The 24182-nt window shown below is 40.4% G+C and carries 26 protein-coding genes; 23 read left to right on the top strand and 3 right to left on the bottom strand.

What is annotated here, in order from left to right:
• Positions 1-151: 151 nt before the first annotated feature.
• Positions 152-1357: an L-lactate MFS transporter gene (locus ACOEN1_RS02745; protein WP_422484886.1), complete on the top strand. Its 1206-nt coding sequence runs from the start codon at positions 152-154 to the stop codon at positions 1355-1357.
• An 18-nt stretch (positions 1358-1375) separates the two neighbouring features.
• Entirely contained in the window at positions 1376-2758 is a 1383-nt protein-coding gene (locus tag ACOEN1_RS02740; RefSeq protein WP_422484885.1) for a dipeptidase, read from the top strand.
• Positions 2759-2793: 35 nt separating this feature from the next.
• Here the strand turns inward: ACOEN1_RS02740 and ACOEN1_RS02735 are convergent, their stop codons facing one another.
• Both ACOEN1_RS02735 and ACOEN1_RS02730 read right to left on the bottom strand, forming a co-directional pair.
• Complete coding sequence (locus tag ACOEN1_RS02735) at positions 2794-3186, bottom strand: hypothetical protein (protein WP_422484884.1); 393 nt, start codon at positions 3184-3186, stop codon at positions 2794-2796.
• Positions 3187-3204: 18 nt separating this feature from the next.
• Positions 3205-3543 (bottom strand): cytochrome b5 domain-containing protein, encoded by a 339-nt coding sequence (locus ACOEN1_RS02730; protein ID WP_422484883.1) that lies wholly within the window; start codon positions 3541-3543, stop codon positions 3205-3207.
• Positions 3544-3796: 253 nt separating this feature from the next.
• Between ACOEN1_RS02730 and ACOEN1_RS02725 the strand changes: the two genes are divergently transcribed.
• Positions 3797-4414, top strand: coding sequence for a GNAT family N-acetyltransferase (locus ACOEN1_RS02725; protein ID WP_422484882.1), 618 nt, complete (start codon positions 3797-3799; stop codon positions 4412-4414).
• Between the two features lie 35 nt (positions 4415-4449).
• On the opposite strand, the gene ACOEN1_RS02720 is transcribed toward ACOEN1_RS02725, so the two are convergent.
• Positions 4450-4608 (bottom strand): hypothetical protein, encoded by a 159-nt coding sequence (locus ACOEN1_RS02720; protein ID WP_422484881.1) that lies wholly within the window; start codon positions 4606-4608, stop codon positions 4450-4452.
• Between the two features lie 238 nt (positions 4609-4846).
• On the opposite strand from ACOEN1_RS02720, the gene ACOEN1_RS02715 reads away from it, so the two are divergent.
• From ACOEN1_RS02715 to ACOEN1_RS02620, 20 genes are all read left to right on the top strand, one after another.
• Positions 4847-6397, top strand: coding sequence for a glutamate synthase-related protein (locus ACOEN1_RS02715; protein ID WP_422484880.1), 1551 nt, complete (start codon positions 4847-4849; stop codon positions 6395-6397).
• 128 nt (positions 6398-6525) lie between these two features.
• Positions 6526-7497 carry a rhodanese-like domain-containing protein gene (locus ACOEN1_RS02710; RefSeq protein WP_422484879.1) on the top strand — a complete coding sequence of 324 codons (972 nt, stop codon included), beginning with the start codon at positions 6526-6528 and terminating at the stop codon, positions 7495-7497.
• 50 nt (positions 7498-7547) lie between these two features.
• Complete coding sequence (locus ACOEN1_RS02705) at positions 7548-7817, top strand: hypothetical protein (RefSeq protein ID WP_422484878.1); 270 nt, start codon at positions 7548-7550, stop codon at positions 7815-7817.
• A gap of 27 nt (positions 7818-7844) precedes the next feature.
• Complete coding sequence (locus ACOEN1_RS02700; RefSeq protein ID WP_422484877.1) at positions 7845-8918, top strand: multiheme c-type cytochrome; 1074 nt, start codon at positions 7845-7847, stop codon at positions 8916-8918.
• Between the two features lie 62 nt (positions 8919-8980).
• Positions 8981-10234, top strand: coding sequence for a cytochrome c biogenesis protein ResB (locus ACOEN1_RS02695; protein ID WP_422484876.1), 1254 nt, complete (start codon positions 8981-8983; stop codon positions 10232-10234).
• 2 nt (positions 10235-10236) lie between these two features.
• Positions 10237-11058: a c-type cytochrome biogenesis protein CcsB gene (gene ccsB / locus ACOEN1_RS02690; RefSeq protein WP_422484875.1), complete on the top strand. Its 822-nt coding sequence runs from the start codon at positions 10237-10239 to the stop codon at positions 11056-11058.
• A 115-nt stretch (positions 11059-11173) separates the two neighbouring features.
• Positions 11174-11428 carry a hypothetical protein gene (locus ACOEN1_RS02685; RefSeq protein WP_422484874.1) on the top strand — a complete coding sequence of 85 codons (255 nt, stop codon included), beginning with the start codon at positions 11174-11176 and terminating at the stop codon, positions 11426-11428.
• A gap of 59 nt (positions 11429-11487) precedes the next feature.
• Positions 11488-11928, top strand: a complete 441-nt coding sequence (locus ACOEN1_RS02680) for an MOSC domain-containing protein (RefSeq protein WP_422484873.1) — start codon at positions 11488-11490, stop codon at positions 11926-11928.
• 134 nt (positions 11929-12062) lie between these two features.
• Entirely contained in the window at positions 12063-12389 is a 327-nt protein-coding gene (locus ACOEN1_RS02675; protein ID WP_422484872.1) for a hypothetical protein, read from the top strand.
• Entirely contained in the window at positions 12376-14322 is a 1947-nt protein-coding gene (locus tag ACOEN1_RS02670) for a V-type ATP synthase subunit I (RefSeq protein ID WP_422484871.1), read from the top strand. The genes ACOEN1_RS02675 and ACOEN1_RS02670 overlap by 14 nt, the downstream gene beginning before the upstream one ends.
• A gap of 20 nt (positions 14323-14342) precedes the next feature.
• Positions 14343-14819: a V-type ATP synthase subunit K gene (locus ACOEN1_RS02665; RefSeq protein ID WP_422484947.1), complete on the top strand. Its 477-nt coding sequence runs from the start codon at positions 14343-14345 to the stop codon at positions 14817-14819.
• Positions 14820-14840: 21 nt separating this feature from the next.
• Positions 14841-15398 (top strand): V-type ATP synthase subunit E, encoded by a 558-nt coding sequence (locus ACOEN1_RS02660; RefSeq protein WP_422484870.1) that lies wholly within the window; start codon positions 14841-14843, stop codon positions 15396-15398.
• Between the two features lie 10 nt (positions 15399-15408).
• Positions 15409-16410 carry a V-type ATP synthase subunit C gene (locus tag ACOEN1_RS02655; protein ID WP_422484869.1) on the top strand — a complete coding sequence of 334 codons (1002 nt, stop codon included), beginning with the start codon at positions 15409-15411 and terminating at the stop codon, positions 16408-16410.
• Positions 16403-16711 (top strand): V-type ATP synthase subunit F, encoded by a 309-nt coding sequence (locus tag ACOEN1_RS02650; protein WP_422484868.1) that lies wholly within the window; start codon positions 16403-16405, stop codon positions 16709-16711. Before ACOEN1_RS02655 ends, ACOEN1_RS02650 begins: the two co-directional genes overlap by 8 nt.
• Before the next feature lie 16 nt (positions 16712-16727).
• Positions 16728-18491 carry a V-type ATP synthase subunit A gene (locus tag ACOEN1_RS02645; protein WP_422484867.1) on the top strand — a complete coding sequence of 588 codons (1764 nt, stop codon included), beginning with the start codon at positions 16728-16730 and terminating at the stop codon, positions 18489-18491.
• Positions 18484-19872 (top strand): V-type ATP synthase subunit B, encoded by a 1389-nt coding sequence (locus tag ACOEN1_RS02640; protein ID WP_422484866.1) that lies wholly within the window; start codon positions 18484-18486, stop codon positions 19870-19872. Before ACOEN1_RS02645 ends, ACOEN1_RS02640 begins: the two co-directional genes overlap by 8 nt.
• Entirely contained in the window at positions 19873-20514 is a 642-nt protein-coding gene (locus ACOEN1_RS02635; RefSeq protein WP_422484865.1) for a V-type ATP synthase subunit D, read from the top strand. It begins immediately after the preceding gene.
• Positions 20515-20717: 203 nt separating this feature from the next.
• Positions 20718-21890, top strand: coding sequence for a M20 metallopeptidase family protein (locus ACOEN1_RS02630; RefSeq protein WP_422484864.1), 1173 nt, complete (start codon positions 20718-20720; stop codon positions 21888-21890).
• A 433-nt stretch (positions 21891-22323) separates the two neighbouring features.
• Positions 22324-23172, top strand: a complete 849-nt coding sequence (gene panB / locus ACOEN1_RS02625) for a 3-methyl-2-oxobutanoate hydroxymethyltransferase (protein ID WP_422484863.1) — start codon at positions 22324-22326, stop codon at positions 23170-23172.
• Between the two features lie 67 nt (positions 23173-23239).
• Complete coding sequence (locus tag ACOEN1_RS02620; RefSeq protein WP_422484862.1) at positions 23240-24178, top strand: hypothetical protein; 939 nt, start codon at positions 23240-23242, stop codon at positions 24176-24178.
• Positions 24179-24182 lie beyond the last annotated feature (4 nt).

Genomic DNA, 24182 nt, shown 5'->3' with positions numbered 1-24182 from the left:
TTACAATAGGGTTAAGAAAGACCAACAGATTACATTAATGATTAATCACAATTTCATGATAGCATAAAAATTGTCGATTTACTCGACATGAAAGAGAAATATACATATAATTAGACATAGCATAATAGAAAAGGTGATTAAGATGACTACAATGGAAGGAACAAAAAAGATAAACAAGGGCAAACAGGTTGTAATAGCGGCAGCCCTTATAAATTTCATGACAGGTATGATGTATGCCTGGAGTATAATCAGCAAGGCACTTGTGGAGAACCATGGTTGGAGCAGCAAGGAGGCATCCCTTCCATATACAGTATTTACAATTGCATTTCCCTTGGCGATGATTTTATTTGGGAAATTTCAGGATACAAGAGGTCCAAGAATATCAGGCTTATTAGGTAGTGTTCTTGTGGGATCTGGTTTTATACTTGCAGGAATACTACTGGATCCAATTATGATGCTTCTAACAATTGGAGTAATGGCAGGAGCAGGGGTTGGAATTATTACCATATCAACAGCTCCACCGGCAATGAAATGGTTTCATCCAAGCATGAAGGGTAAAATCACGGGAATTGTAGTTGCAGGTGTAGGGATGTCAGCATTGTTGTATTCACCACTGGGGACCTTCCTAGTAGGAAGTGTGGGAGTAGCAAGAACCCTTCTATACATTGGGGTAATGGTATTGTCTACTACACTATTTCTATCTTTGAGGCTTGAAAATCCACCTGAAGGATATGACTTTGATGGGTACAAGGCTAAGATTGGCTATGTTTTTTCAAGAGATATACAATGGCGAGAAATGCTCAGAACCAGTGAGTTCTACAAGCTTTGGATAATGCTGGGATTGTCATCCTCAGCGGGGCTTATGGTAGTCTCACATATATCAAGCATATCAAGCATACAAAGCGGATGGCAGGCAGGTTTTGTGCTGGTAATGATTATTTCAGTATTTAACACTGCAGGTAGAATCATTGGAGGGATTATCTCAGATAGAATCGGAAGAATCAATACCATGAGAATTCTTTTTAGTCTACAGGCTGCAAATATGATCTTGTTCAGGAATGCAAATGCCATACCAGTTATGATAGTAGCTGCAGCAATAGCAGGATTGTGTTATGGTGCAGGTTTTTCAGTATTTCCTGCAACAATGGGAGATTATTACGGCACAAAATATTTTGGATTCAACTACGGCCTCCTTTTTTCTGGTTGGGGACTTGGAGGGATTATCGGACCAATGACAGGTGCAGCCATCTACGATGCAACGGGTTCCTATGGCCCGGCATTTCTTGTTAGTTTTGCTCTTCTTGTGATTTCATTCCTGATAACTTTGACAATCAGAAAGGAATTAACAAAGGAGTGATTGGAAGGAGAATATCCTGTGAAAAAGATTTGGATTATAATATTGACAGGTGTACTGATAATTAGTTTTGCAACTGCTCAGGAGACTAATACTGGAATCAGAAATTCATTGAAGCTGCATATTGATTCGGTAATAGTGGATAGTCATAATGACACCATGTTAAGGATTATAAACGAGAACAGCTGGCTTCCTGAAAGGGATATCAGAAAGAGGACTGAACTTCATGCTGATCTTGTAAAATTAAGGGCGGGGAATATCAGCGTGCCGTTTTTTGCAGCTTACTCCTCACCTTTTTACGGGCAACCTGAAAAAAGCTTAAGCAGGACTCTTGCGATTTTCAATGCGCTATACTGGACCGAAAAGAACAATCCTGACATCCTGTCAATCTCTTCAACTTACGAGGAGATACAGGAAACTGTATTGGAAAGAAGGATAGCAGCAGTACCTTCAATTGAGGGAGCTTATTCCATTACAAGTGAAAATGGAGAAGCGTTGTTGTTGCAGTATAGGGATCTTGGAGTAAAGGCAATAGGATTTACATGGAACTATTCAAATGATCTGGGAGAAGGTCTTTATGGTTCATATGGTGATTACAGGGGAACTCAGAGTCAAAGAGGACTGACAGAATTAGGTGTAGAGTTGCTTTCCCAAATGAATTACCTTGGAATCCTTATGGATGTAAGTCATCTTTCAGAAAGTAGCTTCTGGGATGTGATGGATAATACCAGAAATCCAATAATAGCATCTCACTCAGGTGCATATGGTGTGACACCTCACCCGAGAAATCTTACGGATCTTCAGATTCGGGCAATAGGTGAAAATGGTGGTGTAATAGGTGTCGTATATCATAAGGAGTTTATCGGGAAGCTTCATAATGCCTATGTTAAGGATATAGTAGATCATATGGATTATATTATTAATTTGATTGGTGTTGACCATGTGGGGCTTGGTTCTGATTTTGATGGAGCTTATTTGCCGGTTGATCTGGAGGACGCATCTAAAACCTATAGAATTACAGAAGAACTTGTAAAAAGAGGTTATGGGGATAGGGAGATTAAAAAGATTCTTGGACTTAATATTTTAAGGGTTATCAAGGAGAATGATCGTTTGGCACAGGAGACCAGGAAAAATGAAGATATAACTATAACACCGGATTTTAAAATGGGGGAAGGCTTTGAGGATAAAAAACCTGTATTTTCAGCAACAATCAGAGGGAATCTCAAAGATTTGGAGACCTGTATCATAGTAAACGGAATAAGATACCCTGTTGATATTGAAAATAGTAAAATGGAATATATACCAGAAGAAAATCTGAATGAAAAATTTTACCTTGTCACTTTTGCTGCAGTAAACTCCGACAGAGGAGAATCAAGAGAGACAAGAATAGTATATATTGAATGATTGCAGATAAAAAATCCCAGTTTCCCGGGATTTTTTCAGTTTAGCAGATAATATAAAGCGCTAGGGTAAAAGAGGTGCAGTATCAGCAGCAGGAATGACAATAAAGCCATTCTCTTATGCCATACAAACAAAGTTTTCTTTTTGAGTTTATAGAAGCTTCCTCCAAGCAATGCTGTCAGGAAAATGGAAAGGTATAGAAGGCTTCCAGTATGGAGTCTAAATCCACCCAGAGCCAAATAGCCGTGAACAAGAGCAAACACAGCAATTGCAACACCAAGAGGCTTGTGTAATCTTCTGAGAATTTTTACAGTGTCTCTAAAAGCTTTGTTTTGGGTTTTAAAGAATTTTCTGTTGAGAAAGTTCAAAATATAGGGGGAGAGAATCACTCCCAAAATTACTACATTTAGCCATCCTAATACTGAATACATACAACACCCCCAGGCTGATTATTCTTCAAGTGTTCCTACAATAGGCATTCTATCGAGAACTGACACACCATGTGGAGAAATATCCTTGATTTCTTCAGATAAATCCTGACCTGCCTGATATCCATTGTGGCTGCCTGCATTCCACATATCGGAGTCAGTTACGTCATATACTACACCATCAACTGCAACATAAGCCTCGCTGCCATCTGTACCATCGTACTCTGCCAGTTCCTCTAAAGTAAATACTCTATCTGCCTCTTCAACTGGCTCATCTGATCCATTTCCGGAAGAGCACCCTGCAAGAACCATAGCTGCTACTAGCACTACCATCAATATGCTTAAATACTTCTTTTTCATCAAAATCACTCCTTCTTGATTTCATAAGGTTGTATAATATATTACCCAGATTTCTAGTAATCCCAACAAAAACAATGGGAACTAAACAAAAAGTCGAAATTAGCCAAAAAACAGGATATAAGATGATAATTTCTCAAATAAGCTCCCTTTAGCTTCAATTATTGAGTGTTTTAGTGTAAAATAAAAGCAGAGCAAAAGTGTAGCATTAGTTCAGAATCAAATACAGAGCATAATGAAATGAGGAGGTGGCTGAATGAGTTCAAACGTTAAGTTTGTCAAGGATCATGAGATTGATCTTAATAGGATAAGCGTAAGAAGGGCACAGGAAGGTGACGAGGAAGGCGTATACAAGATAGCCTGCAGTGTAAGTGAGAGAGAAAGAGACTCCTACCAAGGATTTTTGATAGATGACTATCCTGTAGATCCGGGCTACTATATTGACTTGTTTGCAGACAGAATCAAGAATCTTAAGTACTTTTACGTAGCTGAACTAAACGGAAAGATAATCGGCTTTTCATTGGCTTACAAAAAGGAGATGTGGCTCAAGTATAACCCCGATTGGATTGATAATATTAGCTGGCATCCATCCTTCGACATGTCATTGCTTGATGATTTTGTACTTATTGACAAGACAGCCATAGAGGCTGAATATACTGGAGAAGGAATCGGTAGCAAGATATATGGAAAGCTAATTGAAGATATGAGGGAAAACGACATACACTATATTTTTTCTGAAACCGTGGTAAATCCGATTCCAAACTTTGCATCCCTTGCATTTAGGCAGAAGCAGAACTATATCATGGCGGGATTCAGATATGAGGAACACAAGGGAGTGATCTACTCCGACATGATTTTTTACAAGAAAATCTAATATATAAAAATTAAGGGTCTGACATGTTGTCAGACCTATTTTAATTCGGAAATATCCATTCCAGGGAAACCTTCAAGAAATTTTTCGCCGTTGCCAATCATAATTGTTGGGATTCCTACACTGCCTTTCTTCTTGATGGAATCAAAGTAGGAAGACTTGTCTCTGAAGGCAAGGAAAATCTTAAGACTTCTCATGCTATCAGTTATATCAATATACTGAAACTCTACTCCCTCGTCTAAGAGAAACTCTCTCAGTGGATCGCATTCTGGTCAAAGGGGACTTCCAAAAACTGTTATTTTTCTCATATGCATACCTCCTTGGATGAGATATATTATATCACAGTCCTCTACCATTTTAAAATTGACATATGTTATAAATGGGCGTAATATTAAGGTATAGACGTTGTTTAGCAAATTAGAGGAGGGAAGAAGAATGACTTATAGCCCAAGCTTAGGAAGTTCAATAACCAATACCAGAATGAGAACACCTGATAATTTATCGCCATTTTCGGGAATGTGTTCAGTTTGTACTGCAAATTGTACAGGGATGTGTGAAATCGGCCTTTCTGCACTAAGAGGAAGAGAAGCGACATATCCTTATCAAACCGATAGAAATCAGTTTGCATCAGAAAAGGACTATCCGGTTGATTACTCACATCTTAACATCAACGGAAGGGTCTTTGGTGCCTGGGGATGCGAAGAGGATCCTTATAAGGCTACATATCCCAATGCCAACATGGAAGCATCGGTGGGAACTGATAATCCAGTGAAACTTAAGATGCCCATAATCCTTCCTGCAATGGCAAAGCTGAACTGGAGAGATTATTATGCGGGTGCAGCTATGGCAGGAGTTCTTGTCGTCATAGGTGAAGATGTGGTAATGAAGGATCCGGAGCTGGTTCTGCAGGATGGAAAGGTAAAAAATGCTCCGCTTATAGGAGAGATGTTGGATTCATTCAGAAGATATAACAGGGGTTATGGTGATATAGTCCTTCAGGGAAACTTCGATGATGAACATCTAGGAGTTCTGGATTATGCAATAAAAGAACAAGGCGCCACTTCTGTAGAACTGAAGTTTGCACAGGCAGCCAAAGGGATCCAGGGACTGGGAATAATCAATACACTTGAGGAAGCATTGAAGCTTAAAAGAAGAGGTTACATTGTTCATCCAGATCCTGAGGATGAAGAGGTTTCAGAAAAATACAAGGTTGGAATTGGACCAAAATTTGAAAAGGTGGGCAAGCTTCCAATTTGGGATGAGGAGCATCTTGTAAACAGGGTTAAGGAACTGAAAGGTATTGGAGCAAAAAGAGTCTTCTTTAAAACAGGACCATTTAATCCGGCTGATCTTGCTAAAATACTTGTTATAGCATCAAAAGCAGGTGTTGACCTTGTTACCTTTGACGGAGCTGGAGGAGGCTCTGGAAACAGCCCTGTAAAAATGATGAATGAATGGGGAATTCCAACCATCGTCCTTGAGAGCATTCTGTATTCTACCCTTAAGGAAATGGAAAGCAAAGGCTACAGGCTGCCACAAGTAGCCATCACCGGTGGAATCGCAATGGAAGATCAGGTGTTTAAGGCACTTGCTCTGGGAGCTCCATATATAAACATAATAGGCATTGGAAGGGCTGCAATGGCAGCAGCTATGGTAGGAAAGACGGTGGGAGATCTTCTGGATGAAGGCAAGGTTCCAAAGGATTTTCAAAGATTTGGAGAAACAAAGGAAGAGCTGTTTGAAGGACTTAAAGATTTAAGACAATATTATGAAGATGCAGATACTTTCTCTACAGGGGCTATAGGACTTTATTCCTATCTTGAAAGAGTCAAAGCTGGAGTGCAGCAACTGATGGCACTGAATAGAAAGTTTGACCTTGAAAGCATAACACGTGAGGATGTTGTTCCTCTGACATTTGAGGCAAAACGAGTCACTGGACTGAAGGATTATAATGATCTGATGACAGATGGGTTGAAAGTATTGTAAAAATGTAACAATTACAGATGATTATTGACATATCACCCTAACATGCTATAATTTAAGTAATGGGAATATGTTAATAATTTTACCCAAAATAGTTAATTTATTAACAAAAAAAATAAGGGGGAGTTTGTATGAGAAATAAGACAAAATTTTTAAGCATGCTGTTGGTACTGTTGATGTCACTTTCAGTACTTACGGCTTGTGCACCTGCAGAACCGGCAGAAGAACCAGCACCAGTTGAAGAGCCAGCTGAAGAGCCAGCTGAAGAACCAGCTGAAGAGCCTGCCGAGGAGCCAGCTGAAGAACCAGCATTGGATCCGGAAGAGGTATTGAAAGAGGCATCGCTTGAGTTACTTAACAATATTCCTGACAATAACTTCATCATGCCAGCAGATGAAGCATTGGCATTATTTGAAGAAAATCCGGGAGCTGTATTTTGGGTGGATATGAGATCGCCTGATGACTACGCAGCAGGACACATAGCAGGAGCTGTAAATATTCCTTATGGCGAGCAAGGAGATCACTGGGATGTTCTTCCAACAAACAGACAGATCATTTTCCAATGCTATTCAGGACAGACTTCAGCTCAGGTAACAGCACTTGCACAAATGCTTGGATTCAATGCCGTTTCATTCAGAGGCGGAATGAACTTTGGGTGGGCACCTCTTGAGTTAGGTGAGGACACTCTTGAGATGGAAGCCAATGAATTGCCTGAAGCAACAGCACCAGAGCTTGACGAGAGAGGGCAGATCATTTGGGATGCAGCTGTGGATTATTTCTCATCAGACAACTATGTAATTGCACCAGCTGACCTTCTAGCAATCGTTGAAGAGAATCCAGATGCAATAACTGTTGTTGATATAAGACAGGCTGATGCTTATGAAGAAGGACATATTCAAGGAGCTATTCACATTCCATTCAAGGAAGTTGGAGCTAATATTGACCAGATTCCTATGAACAGACCTGCATATGTAACATGCTACACAGGTCAGACAGCTGGAATAACAATTGGAGCAATGAGAATGATGGGATACAATGCAATCAGTCTAAGCAGAGGCATGACAGGATGGGATGGAGCAGAGCTTCCCAAGGTAACAGAATAGGATAAGTATCAATTGGACAATAAAGGTCCATTTAACAGGGGGTGAGATTTATGTCAAAACCCAAAATATTCAATAGCTGGCTTTCAAGTCTTCTAGTTGTTGCTGTGTTGGCAATTGCTGCAATTGGAATTTATCAACTTGGTATATTACCCGGACTACCAGAGGTTGAGCCTACTCCTGTCGGTGAAGGTGAGGATAAGCCATATGAATATCCATCCATAGATAGTGCAAGCTGTGTGGCATGCCATACAAGTGAGGCTGTAATTGCCGCATCCACATGGGTGGAAAACCAACCTGTTGCAGAAGATACAGGAGGCTGAGGCGCCCCTGGTCCACAGCTGGAAGCTGTGGAAATGTTTCTTGTGTCACAGGAATTTGTTGAATCAACGCACGGAAGCCTTGGCTGTATAACGTGCCACGGTGGAGAAAATGAAGCTGACAAGGCAGTTGCCCACGAAGGGATGGAGCCTTATCCATCCAGGGATTTTGATTCAAACTGCGGAGCTTGTCATGGAGATGTAACAGATATTTATGCAACGTCCATTCACTACAACCTACATGGAATGGAAAATGGTTTGGCGGCATTTGCCGATGTAATGTCCCTGTCTGAATCACCTCACCACGAGGAGGTATTTGACCAGGATTGCTTTAAGTGTCACGCAACCTGTGGAGATTGCCATGTAAGCAGGGCAAAGAATTTTTCGAATGGTCTAGTTGACCAGCACACATTCCTGGGAACCCCTTCAATGGAGGAAAACTGCTACGCTTGCCACAATGCAAGAAATGCAGGTGAATATATGGGGATGGTAGGTTTTGGAGGAGATGTCCACTTTGAGGCTGGTATGACATGTATGGATTGTCATCCGGTTGACAACTTCCATGGAACAGGTGAGGCAACCAGTAATATGTGGGAGGAAAATCTACCTGCATGTACAGATTGTCATGAGGACAAGGATCCCGAGGTAGCTACAGACGTAAACCACAAGGTTCACGGAGATTCGCTTTCCTGTCAGGTATGCCATGCTCAGGCAAACAACAACTGCTTTGAGTGCCATTTGGATCCAAAAGAGGATGGAAGCGGACTTCAAAGTTCATCAGAGAGCAAGATAATGTTCAGGGTTGGTCTGAATCCGAATCCAACAGAGGAAAGGCCATACAAATATGTGGCATTAAGGCATGTTCCTGGACAAGAATCAATGCTTGATGCGGTTGGTGAAAACATGATGCCTAACTTCAATGAAATTACCAACTGGAAATATTCACCTACTCACAATGTACAGGCGAGTACATTCCAGAATGAAAGTTGTGAATCATGTCATGAAAACACAAGAATCTGGTTGAGTGAAGATGACTTCAGAGAGACAGATAGCGAAGCAAACTTCAGGCTTATACCGGAATTGCCACCATCATTGGATCAATAATATAAACAATCAAAAAGGGGAGCTTGCTCCCCTTTTAAAAAAATCAATATCAGGGGAGGTAGATGACAATAGATAAATTCATCCGACGATTGACCAGTCTAGGACTGGCAATTGCATTATTTGTCTTGATAGCAGCTTACTCAATAATTGGAACCGTTCTACCTCAAGGGTTGCAAAGGGAATTCTACATAGAAAACTATCCTTCAATTGGAAGTGCCATAACAACACTTCAATTTGACCAGGTTTATAGCTCCTGGATATTTAGGATATTGCTTTTTTTATTTATAGTCAATCTGTCAGGATGTACACTAAAAATACTACCGGGACAGTTGAAAAAAATTAAGGGGGGTTACTTTCCCGAGCCAAAATCAGATGCTGAGAATTTACATATGGATAATGTTGATCTTGAGAAATTCAGGGGAATTCTGAAAAAGAAAAGATATAGTATCATTCAGGATGAAAATGGCTTCAAGGCAACAAGACATAGAATCGGAAACCTTGGTTCGTCTGTAACACATTTAGGTATAATAATCATTATATTGGGAAGCTTTATTGGGAACATCTATGCCCAGGAAGGCTTTTTCAATATGCTCCCAGGAGATATCAAGAGCTTCCCTGAATACGGTTTTTCGCTAAAACTGGATGATTTCAGACTGGAATATCGCGAAAATGGTTCAGTTGATCAGTATTACAGTGACTTAACAATTCTTAAGCCTGGAGTAGATAACACAAGCGATACGATTTGGGTAAACAATCCTTTGAAAGTGGACAAGGTTAATTTTTATCAGACCAGCTACGGTTGGGCTAGCAATCTTGAAATATCAGATATTACAGGAGAAAACATGCAAGCTGGCTTGCTTAGAAATGGGGAATCATTCTTTTATCAACCAGGACACCTCACAGTATACCTGTATGGATATTTTCCCAATATGACCATAACATCCCAGGGAGAGCCAATTACAATGACAGAGCAGGAATTGAACCCACACTATGCCGTTATTCTATATGAATTTGGAAATCATGTAGCATCTGAAGTGCTTGGACCTGGACAAGAGTTTCAGTACAAGGAATATAAGTTGGCATTTATGGAATCAGAACTATATACTGGAATTACATACCGGAAGGATTTTGGGTATAATTTTGTTATGATTGGAAGCCTATTGATGACTCTGGGACTAATATTATCCTTCTACTATTATCCCAAGCATATTCTGGTTGAGGAAGGAAGCATTAAAACCATAACTAGACAAAACACCTGGGGATTCAATTTTCAGGTAAGACAGATGATTGAAAAATCAGCTGAGAAGGAGGAATAACAATGAATTTGGTATATTTCGAAGAAATACTGTTTACTCTTGCATTTATTGCATACACCCTATCAGCTGTTCTGTTTTTTGTCTTTGTAGCCTTGAAGAAAGAAAAAATTGGAAGAATTGCCATTGGACTTGCAATCGGAGGCTTTGGAGTACATACTCTTGCCATGATTCTCAGAGTTATCCATTCAGGGAGATTGCCATTTACAAATCAATTTGAGTTTGCAACTAGTTTTGCGTGGGGTATTGTCCTGTGCTATATTGTGCTTCACTATGCATATAAGTTCACTGGAATAGGAGCATTTGTAATGCCAATAGCATTCCTTGTAATGGGGTATGCATCTATGCTTCCAAAGACTGTAAAACCACTTATGCCCGCACTTCAAAGTGGGTGGCTGTACTTGCATGTAGGAACTGCTGTAATAAGCTATGGTTCATTCGCAGTAGCTGCGGGGCTTGCTGCAATGTATCTGATAGGAGAGAGGCAAAAGGCTTCAGGAGATGGTGACACAGTACTTCTAAAGTCGGAGGTATGTGACTACTTAAGCTACAGGGTTATTGCATTTGGATATCTGATGCTGACTCTTGTCATAGTTACAGGGGCGATTTGGGCCAAGTATGCATGGTCAAGGTATTGGGGCTGGGACCCGAAGGAAACATGGTCTCTGATAACCTGGCTCATATATTCAGTATATATTCATCTTAGATTCAATAGAGGCTGGAAAGGAAAACCCGCTGCCTGGTTTGCTGTAATTGGGTTTATCAGTGTAATCTTCACATTTGTGGGAGTAAATAACATATTGCCAAGCATTCATAGTTACAGATAAGATTTGGACAGCTTTTGAGAGGATACCTAAAAAGCTGTCCTTCAATATATATACGAAGGAATTATTCAGATTCACATTTACCCTCTCAGGGTAGATATAAATAGAGGTGATTATAATGGATAATTTTACAAAAAAGAAGATAAAAAAACCTGGAGAGATAATAAGTGATTTCAAATCTGGGGACTTTTCGATTACAAAGAGAAAGTTTGACTTGGAAAAAAGCAAAAAGACAGTTGAAGAGATTTCAAAGGATGGGAAAAGAATAAAGGAAAAGGTGGAAGACCTTAAGGAAGTTCATCAAAAGATTACAGATAAGGACAGTCCGGAGAAAAAAAGATTTATAAAGAGAAAAATGCCGGGGAAAAGATAATTGAGAGATCAACTATGTTGGTCTCTTGCTTTTGTCAGAATGAATAAAGAGGTGTGATAATGAAGGTAAAGAGACTCAACATAAGAACTGTTGACAAGGAAACTAAAAGCTTACAAAAGGCAGTTTGCATCAAAGGCATGGGAATAGAAGGGGACAAGAATGCAAAAGGTGGCGAAAAACAGCTTTCTCTCCTTCCTCTTCATATCAGAGAAGAAATTGAGGAAGGGAAAATCAATGGATTGTGCATTCCCAGATTTACTGAGAATATTTCCTATGTTGGTAATTCCGACTTGTCTAAAGGAGATATGTATAAAATCGGGGATGTTTTAATTCAAATAAGCAGCACTAGGAAAAAGTGCTTCCCTGAGTGCCAGAACATTATCAAAAATAAGCCTTGCACTCTAGTGAAATCCGTCAGTTATGCAAAAATAATTTCTGGAGGAATTATCGAGCTAAACGATGAAATTGAGGCGTTTAAAGGCAAGGATGACGATTTTTAGGTGCAGGAAAAATGATAATTGATTGATAATTTATTAGCAAATTATTGATTTATCAGAATAATTATTATAGAATTAGTTAGTATAGTCGTGGTATTAGATAATTTTTCAATATATACATTTTAGGGGGTGAAGCGATGGCAACAGATGCTATACTGGCCGTAAAAAAAGCAGAAGAGCAAGCCAGGGAAATTTTAGAGGAAGCTGGCAACAGAGTAAAAAAATCCACTAAAGAATCATCCCAGAAGGCAGATGAGCAGTTCAAGATGATACTTGATGAGGCCAAATCAGAAGCTGACAGTATTAAGAAGACTGCAGTAAGTGAAGGGGAAGCCATAGCAAAACCTATCCTTGAGAAGGGTAGGGCAGAGGCGGAAGCGTTAAAGGAAATGGAAGCTGAGAAACTGGAAAGAGTAAGCAATATAATTATTGAGAGGATCGTGAACAATAATGGCAATAGTTAAGATGAATGAGTTCAGCTTATTTGCCTTCGATTCATCCAAGGAAGATCTTCTCCATGAGCTTCAGAAGTTTGAATACGTCCATTTTACAAATCTGGGCGTAGATGGAACACTTTCAGAATTGGGATTAAAAAATGTCAGGGTACCGGAAAGTCTAATGGAAATTGATGATGACATAAACAATGTTTCATATGCAATAAGCATTTTATCAAAGTTCCACGTAAAACCGAAAGGTATCAAGGCCATGCAGGAAGGTGTGAAAACATTCACTTTCGAGGATCTTGAGGAACAGGCACTGTCCATTGAGTACAAGGAGACACTGGACGAGGTTGAGAGCCTTTGGAAGAGAATGGAATCACTCAAGCAGGAGAAGGAAAAGGCGAGGGCAAGATTATCAGAGCTCAAACCATGGAAATCTCTTGATGTATCCGTTTCTGAAATCAATGGAATCAGTAAGGCTGAGATTTTTACAGGGACTGTACCCAAAAAACTCAAAGAAAGACTTTCTGAGGAAATGACAGGCTTCGAAAGGACTTACTACGAAGTCGTGGAGGAGGACAAGGACAATCTTTATGTTGTAGCCATGTCCTATGGTGAAGAAGTTGAGAAGGCATTAGATAGTCTCAGAAACACAAGCTTTTCCAAGGTAATAATCCAGGGAGAAGACAAACCTGCCCAGGAAATGGAAAAGACCAATAAGAGAATTGAGGAATTGAATTCCCAGATGGGAGATGTTGAAAAGAGTATCAAGGAGATGACTCCCGAAATACCCAGACTGGAGCTGGTATACGACTATCTGAGCAATAAGAAGCTCAGAACAGCTGCCGCTGAGAACTTTCTTTCTACAGAAAACGTCGATGTCATAAAAGGCTACATACCTTCAGACAAGGCGGAAGAGTTTGAAAACAATATCAGGGACAGACTCCAAAATATCTATTATATTGAAATGAAGGAAGCGGAAAGGGAAAGCGATGATACCCCAATTCTGCTTAAGAATTCAAATTTTGCAAAGGCATTTGAATCCTTAACAGGGATGTATTCAATGCCCAAGTACAGTGAAGTTGACCCTACTCCATTATTGGCACCGTTTTATCTTGCTTTCTTTGGAATGATGGCAGCGGATGTAGGTTATGGTCTGATAATGCTCATTGGAACATTATTTGTTCTTAAAAAGTTTAACTTGAAAGAAAACACAAAACTTTTCGTTAAGTTTTTTTATTACTTGAGCTTTTCAGTAATAGTGTGGGGATTCCTATACGGTTCCCTATTCGGAGGAATAATACCTCTTCCCGGCTTATTTGAGCCTGCTGAAGATTACAATACTCTTCTTATACTATCCATAATATTTGGACTGATCCACATATACTTTGCATTAGCCATAAAAGCATACGTTCTGATACACAATGGAAAAGTCAAGGATGCCCTGTTTGATGTAGGACTTTGGTATCTGGCACTGACAGGAGCAATTGTTTACCTTCTGAATATTGTAGTGACCCTTCCTGAACTGGTGAAGACCATCAGTCTGGTAGTTATGATAGTGGGAATGGTTGGAATTGTACTTACAGGAGGAAGAGATGCAGAAGGTATGGTTGGGAAGATAGGAGGAGGAATCTACTCCTTGTATGGAATGTCAGGTTATGTAGGTGACTTTGTATCATATTCAAGGCTGATGGCCTTGGGACTGGCCGGAGGATTTATAGCCGGTGCGGTCAATATGATGGCAGGTATGGTTGCTGGAAGTGGAGTGCTTGGATTTATCGGAGCCATTATTATCTTCATCTTCGGGCAGACATTTAATCTTGGACTTACACTGCTTGGAGCATATGTTCATGCCATTAGACTGATATTCGTTGAATTCTTTGGGAAGTTCTACGAAGGTGGAGGAAAGAGATTTAACGGATTTAGAAGCAAACCAAAATATATAAATCTAAAATAGATTAGGAGGAAATGTAAATGATGTTTACTGAATTTATTGTTTCAAATGGTGGGGTATTTTTCGGAGGATTAGGTATAGCACTGGCAGTATTCCTTTCAGGTATAGGATCTGCGATTGGAATCGGAATTGTAGGACAGGCAGCAAGTGGTCTAATAATTGAGGAACCTGACAAGTTTGGTCGTTCACTGGTATTACAGTTGCTTCCAGGTACACAGGGACTGTACGGATTTGTAATAGGACTTTTGGTCCTTGGACAGCTTGATGCAGGAATGAGCCTTGCTCATGGTATGTACCTTATGGCGGCTTGTATGCCAATCGGATTTGTTGGATGGCAGTCAGCCATTGCTCAGGGAAAAGTTGCAGCTTCAGGTATATCAATCCTTGCAAAGAACGAAGAGCATTCAACCAAGGGTATTATCTACTCGGTTATGGTTGAGACATATGCCCTGCTGGCATTTGTAATCTCACTAATTCTTGTAAACGCCGTAAGTTTCTAGAAAAAGTAAGGATGTGAAGCTATGTCAAATTTAGATAACCTTACCCAAAAGATTCTTGAGGATGCAAAGAACAAGGCCAGTGAGATAGTTAAAGGCGCTGAGAAAAGAAACGATAGTCTCATTAATCAAAGGGTAAAGGAAGCGAATGAGAGAAAGGAAAAAATTCTCGAGAAGGCAGCAGCAGAAGCTGAAATGCTCAAGGATAGAGTAATATCAAGTGCCGAACTTAAGGTCCGCGATGAAAAGCTATCCGCCAAGCAGGAAGTTATGGATACAGTATTCAAGATGGCAAAGGATAAACTTTCAGATCTGGACCAGAAGGAATATCTGAGATTTGTGGAGTCTTCCATAAAGGATATAGATATAGAAGGCAAGCCTTCAGTACTTGTGAAAAAGGAAAAAGTCCAGCAGTTAAAAGAGCTTTCGGACGAGGTGGCACTTGTCGAGGATGAGTCCGTTGATTCAGGATTTATACTTAAAGATGGAGATATAATATATAATTACACATTTGATGCCCTGGTTGACGAAATCAGGGAGGATCTCGAAGGGGAGATAGTACAGAAACTCTTTGAAGAATAGGAGTGAGTTCATGGATAGAATGGAATTTACCCAGGGGGTAACACGTACCAGAGTCCTTGAAAAAAAGCTCCTTGATCAGCCAACCATCGACAAGATGGTAGATGCAAAGGATTTGGAAGAGGTACTGAGAGCCCTTGGAGATACAGAATATGCAAGCGCAGTATCAGCTGTGGAAAAAGGTGAAGATTATGAGCAGATATTAGCCAACGAACTCAAAAAGTCATACGACTTGATGAGAGAAATATCACCTCAGGATGAAGTTGTGGATTTGATGGCATTAAAGTACGATTATCACAATCTTAAGGTAATGCTTAAAGAACATGTTATGGAGAAGGACCTGTCGGATTTGTATATTCCAATTGGAACGATTGATTTCAATAAACTGAAGGCAATGTTTAAAGCAGAACAGATGAGGGACATTCAACTGGAGTTTAAGGAAGCAATTGCAGAAATCATAAAGGATTATGAAGAGCAAAAAGACCCTCAAAGAATAGATATCCTCGCGGACAGACATTATTTCAAGCATTTATACAAGATAGCCAAAGGGACAGAAATAGATCTGTTTAAGGCTTATGTGAAGGATCTGATTGATTTTCTAAACGTATCAGCAGCAATTAGACTTAAGAAACAAGGGAAGGATCTTAGATTCTTCAGAGAAGTGATCCTCTTCAACGGAAACATTGAAAGAGATGACATTCTCCTTACCATGAATGACTCAATTGATGTCATGATGAACAAGTTTAGAAATGCAAGAATAAGCAAGCAACTCTTAAAGGGTCTTGAGGCATATCAGGAAACAGGAAGATTGTCCATATTTGAGAAGTACATGGACAACTACATGATAAGTCTTAACAAGGATTCAAAATCTGTAACATTTGGGCCTGAACCCCTGTTCTCATATCTGGTTGCAAAGGAAATGGAAATGAAGATACTGAGAATAATAATGGTTTCTAAAATGAACAATCTTTCACCAGAGGCCATAAGAGAAAGGTTGCGTGATCTATATGTTTAAAGTGGGAGTAATTGGAGACAAGGATTCCGTACTGGCATTTAAAGCCTTGGGAGTAGAGGTATTTACAGTAAAAGAGGCAGATGAAGCTAGAAAAACAGTGGATACCATGGCAAGAAACAATTATGGAGTTATCTTTATCACAGAGCAGATTGCCAGTTTGATACCAGATACTGTTGATAGATATGACAAAGAGATAATCCCTGCGGTTATTCTTATCCCTAGCAATCAGGGAACACTTAATATAGGGATGGACAGGATAAACGAGAATGTTGAAAAGGCCGTAGGATCAAATATTTTATAGAAAGAGAGGGCTTATCTTGAAAGTAGGGAAAATAGTGAAAGTATCTGGACCCTTGGTAGTTGCTGAGGGGATGGATGAAGCGAATGTATATGACGTAGTACAAGTTTCCGACTTCAAGCTTGTCGGTGAGATAATAGAAATGAGAGATGATAGAGCATCAATACAGGTATATGAGGAGACTACGGGAATTGGTCCTGGAGACCCTGTGTATACCACTGGTGAACCTCTATCGGTTGAACTTGGACCTGGAATGATAGAAGCCATGTTTGACGGAATACAGAGACCACTTAACAAGTTCAGGGAAGTGTCAGGTGACTTTATGACCAGAGGTACAAAGGTCGACAATCTGGACAGGGAAAAGAAGTGGGACTTTACACCCACTGTCAAAGTTGGAGATAAGGTCGTTTCTGGAGATGTCATTGGTACTGTACAGGAGACAACTCTGATTCTTCACAAGGTAATGGTGCCACCTGGAATTTCCGGCGAGGTAACAGAGATAAAAGAAGGATCCTTCAATGTTGTGGAGGACATATGTGTACTTGATGGAGAAAAGAAGCTTCAGATGATGCAGAAATGGGCCGTAAGAAAAGGAAGACCCTTTACAAAGAAGTTGAATCCTGATGTTCCCTTGTTGACAGGGCAAAGGGTAATCGATACGTTTTTCCCTGTTGCAAAGGGAGGAACCGCAGCAATTCCGGGACCATTCGGTTCAGGAAAGACAGTTGTACAGCATCAGCTTGCCAAGTGGGCTGACACGGAGATAGTTGTCTATGTAGGTTGTGGAGAGCGTGGTAACGAGATGACGGACGTACTGATGGAATTCCCGGAGATAATCGACCCGAAAACCGGAGAATCACTGATGAAGAGGACGGTTCTTATCGCCAACACATCAAATATGCCTGTTGCCGCCAGAGAGGCTTCAATTTATACTGGAATAACAATTGCAGAGTATTTCAGGGATATGGGCTATTCAGTTGCCATAATGGCAGACTCCACATCAAGATGGGCAGAAGCCTTAAGAGAGATGTCCGGTCGTCTTGAAGAGATGCCTGGTGACGAAGGTTACCCAGCTTATCTTGCATCAAGAGCTGCAGCATTCTACGAGAGATCAGGAAAGGTTATCTGTGACGGATCAGATGAGAGAGAGGGAGCAATTACAGTAATCGGAGCAGTATCACCTCCAGGAGGAGATATCTCAGAGCCGGTATCACAGGCTACACTGAGAATTGTAAAGGTATTCTGGGGACTGGATCATGCACTTTCATACAAGAGACACTTCCCGGCAATCAACTGGCTAAACTCCTATACACTATATCAGACAAAGATGGACCAGTGGATGGCAGCAAATATTGACCCTGAGTTTGCAAAAAACAGGGCAAAATCCATGAACCTCCTTCAGGAGGAATCATCATTACAGGAGATTGTAAGGCTTGTAGGAAGGGATTCACTTTCAGATGAGGACCAGTTGAAGCTAGAAGCTACAAAGTCCATGAGAGAGGATTACCTTCAGCAAAATGCTTTCCATGATATCGACACATTCTGTTCATTGGAGAAGCAGAACAAGATGCTTAAACTTATTCTTGAATTCTATGACCTTGGAATGAAAGCACTTGAAAAAGGAGTATACCTTAAAGACATAGAGCATATGCCGGTAAGGGAAAAAATTGCAAGAAGCAAGTATATTGATGAAGAAGAACTGCAAAAGATAGACGAGATAAGTGTTGAACTAAATGAGGAAATAAATAAACTTATAGAGGAAGGAGGTATCCTGGATGCGTAAAGAATACAATACCGTAAGAGAAGTAGTTGGGCCCTTGATGGTAGTTGATGGAGTAGAAGGTGTCAAGTACGAGGAGCTTGTTGATATTGAGCTTGGAACAGGTGAAAAAAGACGTGGTAGAGTACTTGAAGTTAATGGCGACAAGGCTATGATTCAGCTGTTTGAGGGATCCTCCGGAATCAACCTTGGTAAAACAAGGGTAAAGTTTCTAGGAAAACCTCTTGAACTCGGAGTTAGCGAGGATATGATTGGACGTATATTCGATGGTCTTGGAAGACCCAAGGATGATGGACCAAAGATTATTCCTGAGAAAAAAGTAGATGTAAACGGAGTTCCAATAAACCCGGTAGCAAGGGACTATCCAGAGGAGTTTATTCAGACGGGAATTTCATGCATAGACGGACTTAATACCCTGGTAAGGGGACAAAAATTGCCAATATTCTCCGGTTCAGGACTACCACATGGAGAGGTTGCCGCGCAGATAGCAAGACAGGCTCAGGTAGTTGGGTCCGGTGAGAAATTCGCCGTTGTATTTGCTGCTATGGGTATAACATTTGAGGAAGCTCAGTTCTTTATTGAGGACTTTACAAAAACAGGGGCAATTGACAGGGCCGTATTATTTGTAAACCTTGCAGATGACCCTGCAATTGAAAGAATCGCAACTCCAAGGATGGCGCTTACCTGCGCTGAGTACCTCGCATATGAAAAGGACATGCATGTACTTGTAATCCTTACTGATATGACTAACTACGCTGAAGCGCTTCGTGAGACTTCGGCAGCCAGAAAAGAAGTACCTGGTCGTAGAGGTTATCCAGGATATCTCTATACAGACCTTTCAACCATATATGAGAGAGCTGGAAGGATTAGGGGAAGAAAGGGTTCAATAACCCAGATTCCGATTCTTACAATGCCTGAGGATGATATTACACACCCGATACCTGACCTTACAGGATATATCACAGAGGGTCAGATTATACTATCCCGTGCACTTTACAAGAGAGGTATCGAACCACCAATAAATGTTGTACCTTCATTGTCACGTCTTAAAGACAAGGGTATCGGTGATGACAAGACCAGAGAGGACCATGCGGATACAATGAACCAGATATATGCCGCATATACATCAGGAATAGAAGCAAGGGAACTTGCCACAATTCTGGGTGAGTCGGCACTTTCTGATGCAGACAAGGCATTTGCAAAGTTTGCAGAAGCATTTGACAACCAATATGTAAATCAAGGGTATGATAACAATAGAAGCATTGAAGAAACACTTAATCTGGGATGGGAACTTATGAAGATTATTCCAAGAGGGGAGCTTAAGAGAATTCGTCAAGAGTTTATTGACAAATACCTTCCACTGGAAGACGAAGGGGATGAGTAGATGGCTATTTTGAATGTTAATCCTACTCGTATGGAGCTCACCCGCCTCAAGGCACGTCTTAAAACTGCCACAAGAGGTCACAAGCTTTTAAAGGACAAGCAGGATGAGCTTATGAGAAGGTTTATCGAGCTGATTAGAAAGAACAAGAAGCTTCGTACCCAGGTTGAACAGGACCTGAAGGATGCCTTTGCTGAATTTCTTCTTGCCAGTGCTGTCATGTCTCCGGAAATTCTTCAGGAGGCCGTAGCATTTCCCAAGGAAAGCATCAGCGTAGACATCAAGAAAAGGAACGTCATGAGCGTTCATGTCCCCGTGATGAATTTTATCAGAAAGCTTGAGGGGGATGAGGGTAGCATATACCCCTACGGCTTCGCACAGACATCAGGAGAGCTTGATGATGCAATTTCCAAGCTATACACCATAATGCCGGAGCTTTTGGAGCTGGCGGAGGTTGAGAAGGCTTGTCAGCTGATGGCTGATGAAATTGAGAAGACAAGACGTAGAGTTAATGCACTGGAGTACAGGACAATTCCTGAGCTTCAGGAAACAATAAGATTTATCCGTATGAAGCTGGATGAGAATGAAAGAAGTACCATTACCAGAATTATGAAGGTAAAGGATATGATTAATAAGGATGCTTAAGAGCAGAGGCAAAGGCCTCTGCTTTTTTAGTGGGGAAAGAATCAGGAGAGGACCAGACAAGGGGACGTTTCATCTGTCTTTTTTGCCCTTGTCTTCTTCCATCTATCAACTTTGCTATTCTTACTTTACTGTATAAACATAATATTTAAGGGTATTTGTAATAAATAGGGATTTACCAATATGTGTCAAGGAGTGATTCATTAGTGGACATAAAAAATGAAATTGAGAATCTAAAGGAAGAATTGATCAGCCTGAGAAGAGACTTTCATCAGCACCCTGAACTGGGATTCCAGGAGTTCAGAACAGGTAAGATAGTTGCTGATTATCTGGAGGACCTAGGTCTGGAAGTGGAAAGGAATATTGCCAAAACCGGTGTAGTAGGTTTGCTAAAGGGAAAGCATCCGGGAAAGACCATTGCATTGAGAACTGATATGGATGCACTTCCTCTTACAGAAGAAACAGGCTTGAGCTTTGAATCTGATAATGAGGGAAATATGCATGCATGCGGCCATGACGGTCATCTAGCAATGATGCTAATAGCTGCCAAGGTATTATCCAGCAGAAAAGAAGAGATCAAGGGAAATGTAAAATTTATATTTCAGCCCAATGAGGAAGATGCCGGAGCTGAAATAATGATTAATGAAGGAATCCTTGAAAATCCCAAGGTTGATGCCGCTATTGGAATACATCTTTGGTCATTGCTTGAGTCAGGAAAGGCTGGAGTAGCTGCAGGGCCTCTTATGGCATCAAGCTACTATTTCAAGTTGCTTGTCAATGGAAAGGGCGGTCATGGCGGAGCACCACATACTACCATCAGCCCGATTCTTGCAGGAATCGATATGATAAAAGGCCTGCAGGAGATGGTTCTTAATGAAGTGGATGCACTTAAGCCTACCATTATAAGTTTTGGCAAGGTGAATGCGGGAACATACCCAATAATAATACCGGAAAAAATGGAAATTGAAGGATCGATCAGATGTCTGCATCCAGATACAGAGGCTGTACAGGAAAGGATGGGGGAAATAATTGAAGGAATATCAAAAGTTCACAGAACCACATTTTCACTTGAGTTTAAGTGTGGAAATGAACTCCTCTATAATGATCAAGAAATGACAGAATTTGTAGAGGGTGTGACAGAAGAAGTGGTAGGCAAGGAAAATGTGGTGAAATCAGATATAAGTGTAATGCTTGGAGAAGATTTTGCCGAGTTCTCAAAAAGAGTTCCTAGTACATTTATTTTCCTTGGATCAGCTGATAAGAAAAAGAAGACAGATTATCCTCACCATCATCCAAAGTTCGATATCGATGAGGATGTTTTGCAACTTGGAGTAGAAATCCATGTAAAAACAGCTTTGACTTATCTGAATGACCAATAGTATAAAATTGAATGAATCTATAAATGGCTGGGGAAAACATTCCTCAGCCTTTTTTAGTCCCAACCCAGAGGAGCAGTATATGAAGAAAATTTCATATAATCATGTGTGTTCCACGGATACAGGCTATATGCACACATGATAAGAAATTGATTGATCAATGGACTAATTCAATTCATAAATTTCTGAAAAATTTCTTGACACCAAAAAAAAATTACTATAGTATCAAAAATAGAACAACGTTCTAATATATTGAAATTGTTCCTAAAACAACAAAGTTAAAAGGACTAATAAAAAAGATGATGAAAGCTGTAATGCAGACTGAAAGCACATGACATAAAGAAATCAGCATTATAGACCATCGTTCCAAAAAAAGGGATAATATAAAGAGCGTTGGAAGATATGGATCGTAATTAGAAAGAGGAGGAGATTGAGGATGCCAAAGAAGAAAAGTATTTTGGATTTGTACAAAATGAAAAAAGCTGGTGAAAAGGTGGCTTGGATCACAGCGTATGATTATCCAACAGCCATGTTTGCAGAAGCAGCAGAAATGGACATGCTTTTAGTCGGAGACTCATTGGGAATGGTAACCCTTGGATACAGTGGAACAGTACCGGTTACAATGGAAGATTGCATTTCGCATTGCCAGGCTGTAAGACGAGGAGCACCAAAGACGTTTATTATTGGAGATATGCCTTTTGGTTCATACCAGGGTTCAGATGAGCAGGCTGTCAATAATGCAGTAAGATTCCTAAAGGAAGCCGATGTGGATGCTATCAAACTGGAAGGTGGAGTCAGGGTACAAACCAGAATCCGTGCAATCACTGATGCAGGTATAGCTGTATTTGGTCATATCGGACTTACTCCTCAAAGCTCAGGGCAGTTGGGTGGATTTAAAGCACAAGGTAGAGATGTAAAGAATGCCAGAGGAGTAATTGAAGATGCGTTTGCAGTTCAGGAAGCAGGAGCGATGGCACTTCTAGTGGAAGCAGTACCACCAGAGTTAACAAAATTCATCGCAGAAAAACTGGAAATCCCAGTATATTCAATCGGAGCAGGAGACTGTGATGGCCAGCTTCTGATAAGCAGTGACATGGTTGGAAAATTCCAGGCATTTACTCCAAAATTTGTTAAGGTCTATGCAAATATTGCAGAAATTGAAACAAATGCTTACAAGGTATATGTCAAGGATGTAAAAGAGGGTGTTTTCCCATCAGATGATTATGTTTACCACATTACAGACCCAATTGAGGAATTTGAGAAACTGTTTAAGGAATTTGAATAACAAGCAACCAAGATAGACAATAGCAAGAACATTACAAGAAAATTACTAACTAATCGGAGGTAAAAAGATGGCTTTTAAAGAAATGATGGATTATATGCAAAACGAAATGAAATTTCCTATAAGGGATAAATATGACCTGCCTACTTCAGACAAGACCTTTGAAGGTGGAGCTCATTACAGAATGGAAATAACAGGGATCGAAAGTGCCAACAACTTTGCCAACCTTGTTAAGGAGATTGACAAACAAAAGGCTGTAGTGCACAGAGTAATCGGTTTGGTGGGTGGTTCTGCCCTGATAGACAAGGCTGAATTGAAAGAGTATGCTCAGATATCAGCTGATGCAAAAATCGAGGCTCTGGTAAACCCAATGGCTTCAAGAGCATGGGACGGAGGAAGTCAATATAAGACTCCAGAAGGATATGTTTCAGGTATGAGATTAAGAGGCCAGGACAACATGCGTCTGTGGCTAAAGGAGTTTGATCGTTGCCTGAACGCCGGAATCAGAGGATTCCTGATCACTGATGAAAGTGTACTATATACGGTTGTTAAAATGAGAGCAGCGGGCCTGATTCCTGCTGAGACCAAGTTCAAGGTTTCTGTATTCGCGGGACATGGCAATGCAGTAGCCGGGAAGATGCTTGAAGATATGGGAGCAGATAGTTTTAACCCATTGGCTGATCTTACGCTTCCAATGTTTTCTGCAATAAGGAGTGCAACAACTATTCCAATGGATGTATATATGAGTCTTGTTGATTCAATGGGTAATATTCAAAGACATGTTGATTCAGATGAGATAGCAAGAATATGTGCTCCAGTCTACTTCAAGTTTGAGCCTGGAAAGAATGAGATGGATATCTACAATGCTTGGCATGATGATGAGCCATTGGATAGACTGATACCAGTTAAGGTACGTATGGCAAAGATCGCTAAGGAATGGTGCGATGAAAGCGAACATGAACTTGTATTCAATGATTACAAAGAAGACTTATCAATTCCAAGACCATAAAGGT

Source organism: Gudongella sp. DL1XJH-153 (genome assembly GCF_049310905.1).
Taxonomy (GTDB): domain Bacteria; phylum Bacillota; class Clostridia; order Tissierellales; family Tissierellaceae; genus Gudongella.
Note: the sequence above shows the minus strand (reverse complement) of the source record. Positions and strands in the feature narration are given on the sequence as shown.

What these genes read in the sequence shown, in the direction of transcription:
- ACOEN1_RS02745 (WP_422484886.1), top strand. Translation starts at nt 152, where the DNA reads ATGGAAGGAACAAAAAAGATAAACAAGGGCAAACAGGTTGTAATAGCG.
- ACOEN1_RS02735 (WP_422484884.1), bottom strand. Translation starts at nt 3,186, where the DNA reads ATGTATTCAGTATTAGGATGGCTAAATGTAGTAATTTTGGGAGTGATT.
- ACOEN1_RS02730 (WP_422484883.1), bottom strand. Translation starts at nt 3,543, where the DNA reads ATGAAAAAGAAGTATTTAAGCATATTGATGGTAGTGCTAGTAGCAGCT.
- ACOEN1_RS02725 (WP_422484882.1), top strand. Translation starts at nt 3,797, where the DNA reads ATGAGTTCAAACGTTAAGTTTGTCAAGGATCATGAGATTGATCTTAAT.
- ACOEN1_RS02720 (WP_422484881.1), bottom strand. Translation starts at nt 4,608, where the DNA reads ATGAGAAGTCTTAAGATTTTCCTTGCCTTCAGAGACAAGTCTTCCTAC.
- ACOEN1_RS02715 (WP_422484880.1), top strand. Translation starts at nt 4,847, where the DNA reads ATGACTTATAGCCCAAGCTTAGGAAGTTCAATAACCAATACCAGAATG.
- ACOEN1_RS02710 (WP_422484879.1), top strand. Translation starts at nt 6,526, where the DNA reads ATGAGAAATAAGACAAAATTTTTAAGCATGCTGTTGGTACTGTTGATG.
- ACOEN1_RS02705 (WP_422484878.1), top strand. Translation starts at nt 7,548, where the DNA reads ATGTCAAAACCCAAAATATTCAATAGCTGGCTTTCAAGTCTTCTAGTT.
- ACOEN1_RS02695 (WP_422484876.1), top strand. Translation starts at nt 8,981, where the DNA reads ATGACAATAGATAAATTCATCCGACGATTGACCAGTCTAGGACTGGCA.
- ccsB (WP_422484875.1), top strand. Translation starts at nt 10,237, where the DNA reads ATGAATTTGGTATATTTCGAAGAAATACTGTTTACTCTTGCATTTATT.
- ACOEN1_RS02685 (WP_422484874.1), top strand. Translation starts at nt 11,174, where the DNA reads ATGGATAATTTTACAAAAAAGAAGATAAAAAAACCTGGAGAGATAATA.
- ACOEN1_RS02680 (WP_422484873.1), top strand. Translation starts at nt 11,488, where the DNA reads ATGAAGGTAAAGAGACTCAACATAAGAACTGTTGACAAGGAAACTAAA.
- ACOEN1_RS02675 (WP_422484872.1), top strand. Translation starts at nt 12,063, where the DNA reads ATGGCAACAGATGCTATACTGGCCGTAAAAAAAGCAGAAGAGCAAGCC.
- ACOEN1_RS02670 (WP_422484871.1), top strand. Translation starts at nt 12,376, where the DNA reads ATGGCAATAGTTAAGATGAATGAGTTCAGCTTATTTGCCTTCGATTCA.
- ACOEN1_RS02665 (WP_422484947.1), top strand. Translation starts at nt 14,343, where the DNA reads ATGTTTACTGAATTTATTGTTTCAAATGGTGGGGTATTTTTCGGAGGA.
- ACOEN1_RS02660 (WP_422484870.1), top strand. Translation starts at nt 14,841, where the DNA reads ATGTCAAATTTAGATAACCTTACCCAAAAGATTCTTGAGGATGCAAAG.
- ACOEN1_RS02655 (WP_422484869.1), top strand. Translation starts at nt 15,409, where the DNA reads ATGGATAGAATGGAATTTACCCAGGGGGTAACACGTACCAGAGTCCTT.
- ACOEN1_RS02650 (WP_422484868.1), top strand. Translation starts at nt 16,403, where the DNA reads ATGTTTAAAGTGGGAGTAATTGGAGACAAGGATTCCGTACTGGCATTT.
- ACOEN1_RS02640 (WP_422484866.1), top strand. Translation starts at nt 18,484, where the DNA reads ATGCGTAAAGAATACAATACCGTAAGAGAAGTAGTTGGGCCCTTGATG.
- ACOEN1_RS02635 (WP_422484865.1), top strand. Translation starts at nt 19,873, where the DNA reads ATGGCTATTTTGAATGTTAATCCTACTCGTATGGAGCTCACCCGCCTC.
- panB (WP_422484863.1), top strand. Translation starts at nt 22,324, where the DNA reads ATGCCAAAGAAGAAAAGTATTTTGGATTTGTACAAAATGAAAAAAGCT.
- ACOEN1_RS02620 (WP_422484862.1), top strand. Translation starts at nt 23,240, where the DNA reads ATGGCTTTTAAAGAAATGATGGATTATATGCAAAACGAAATGAAATTT.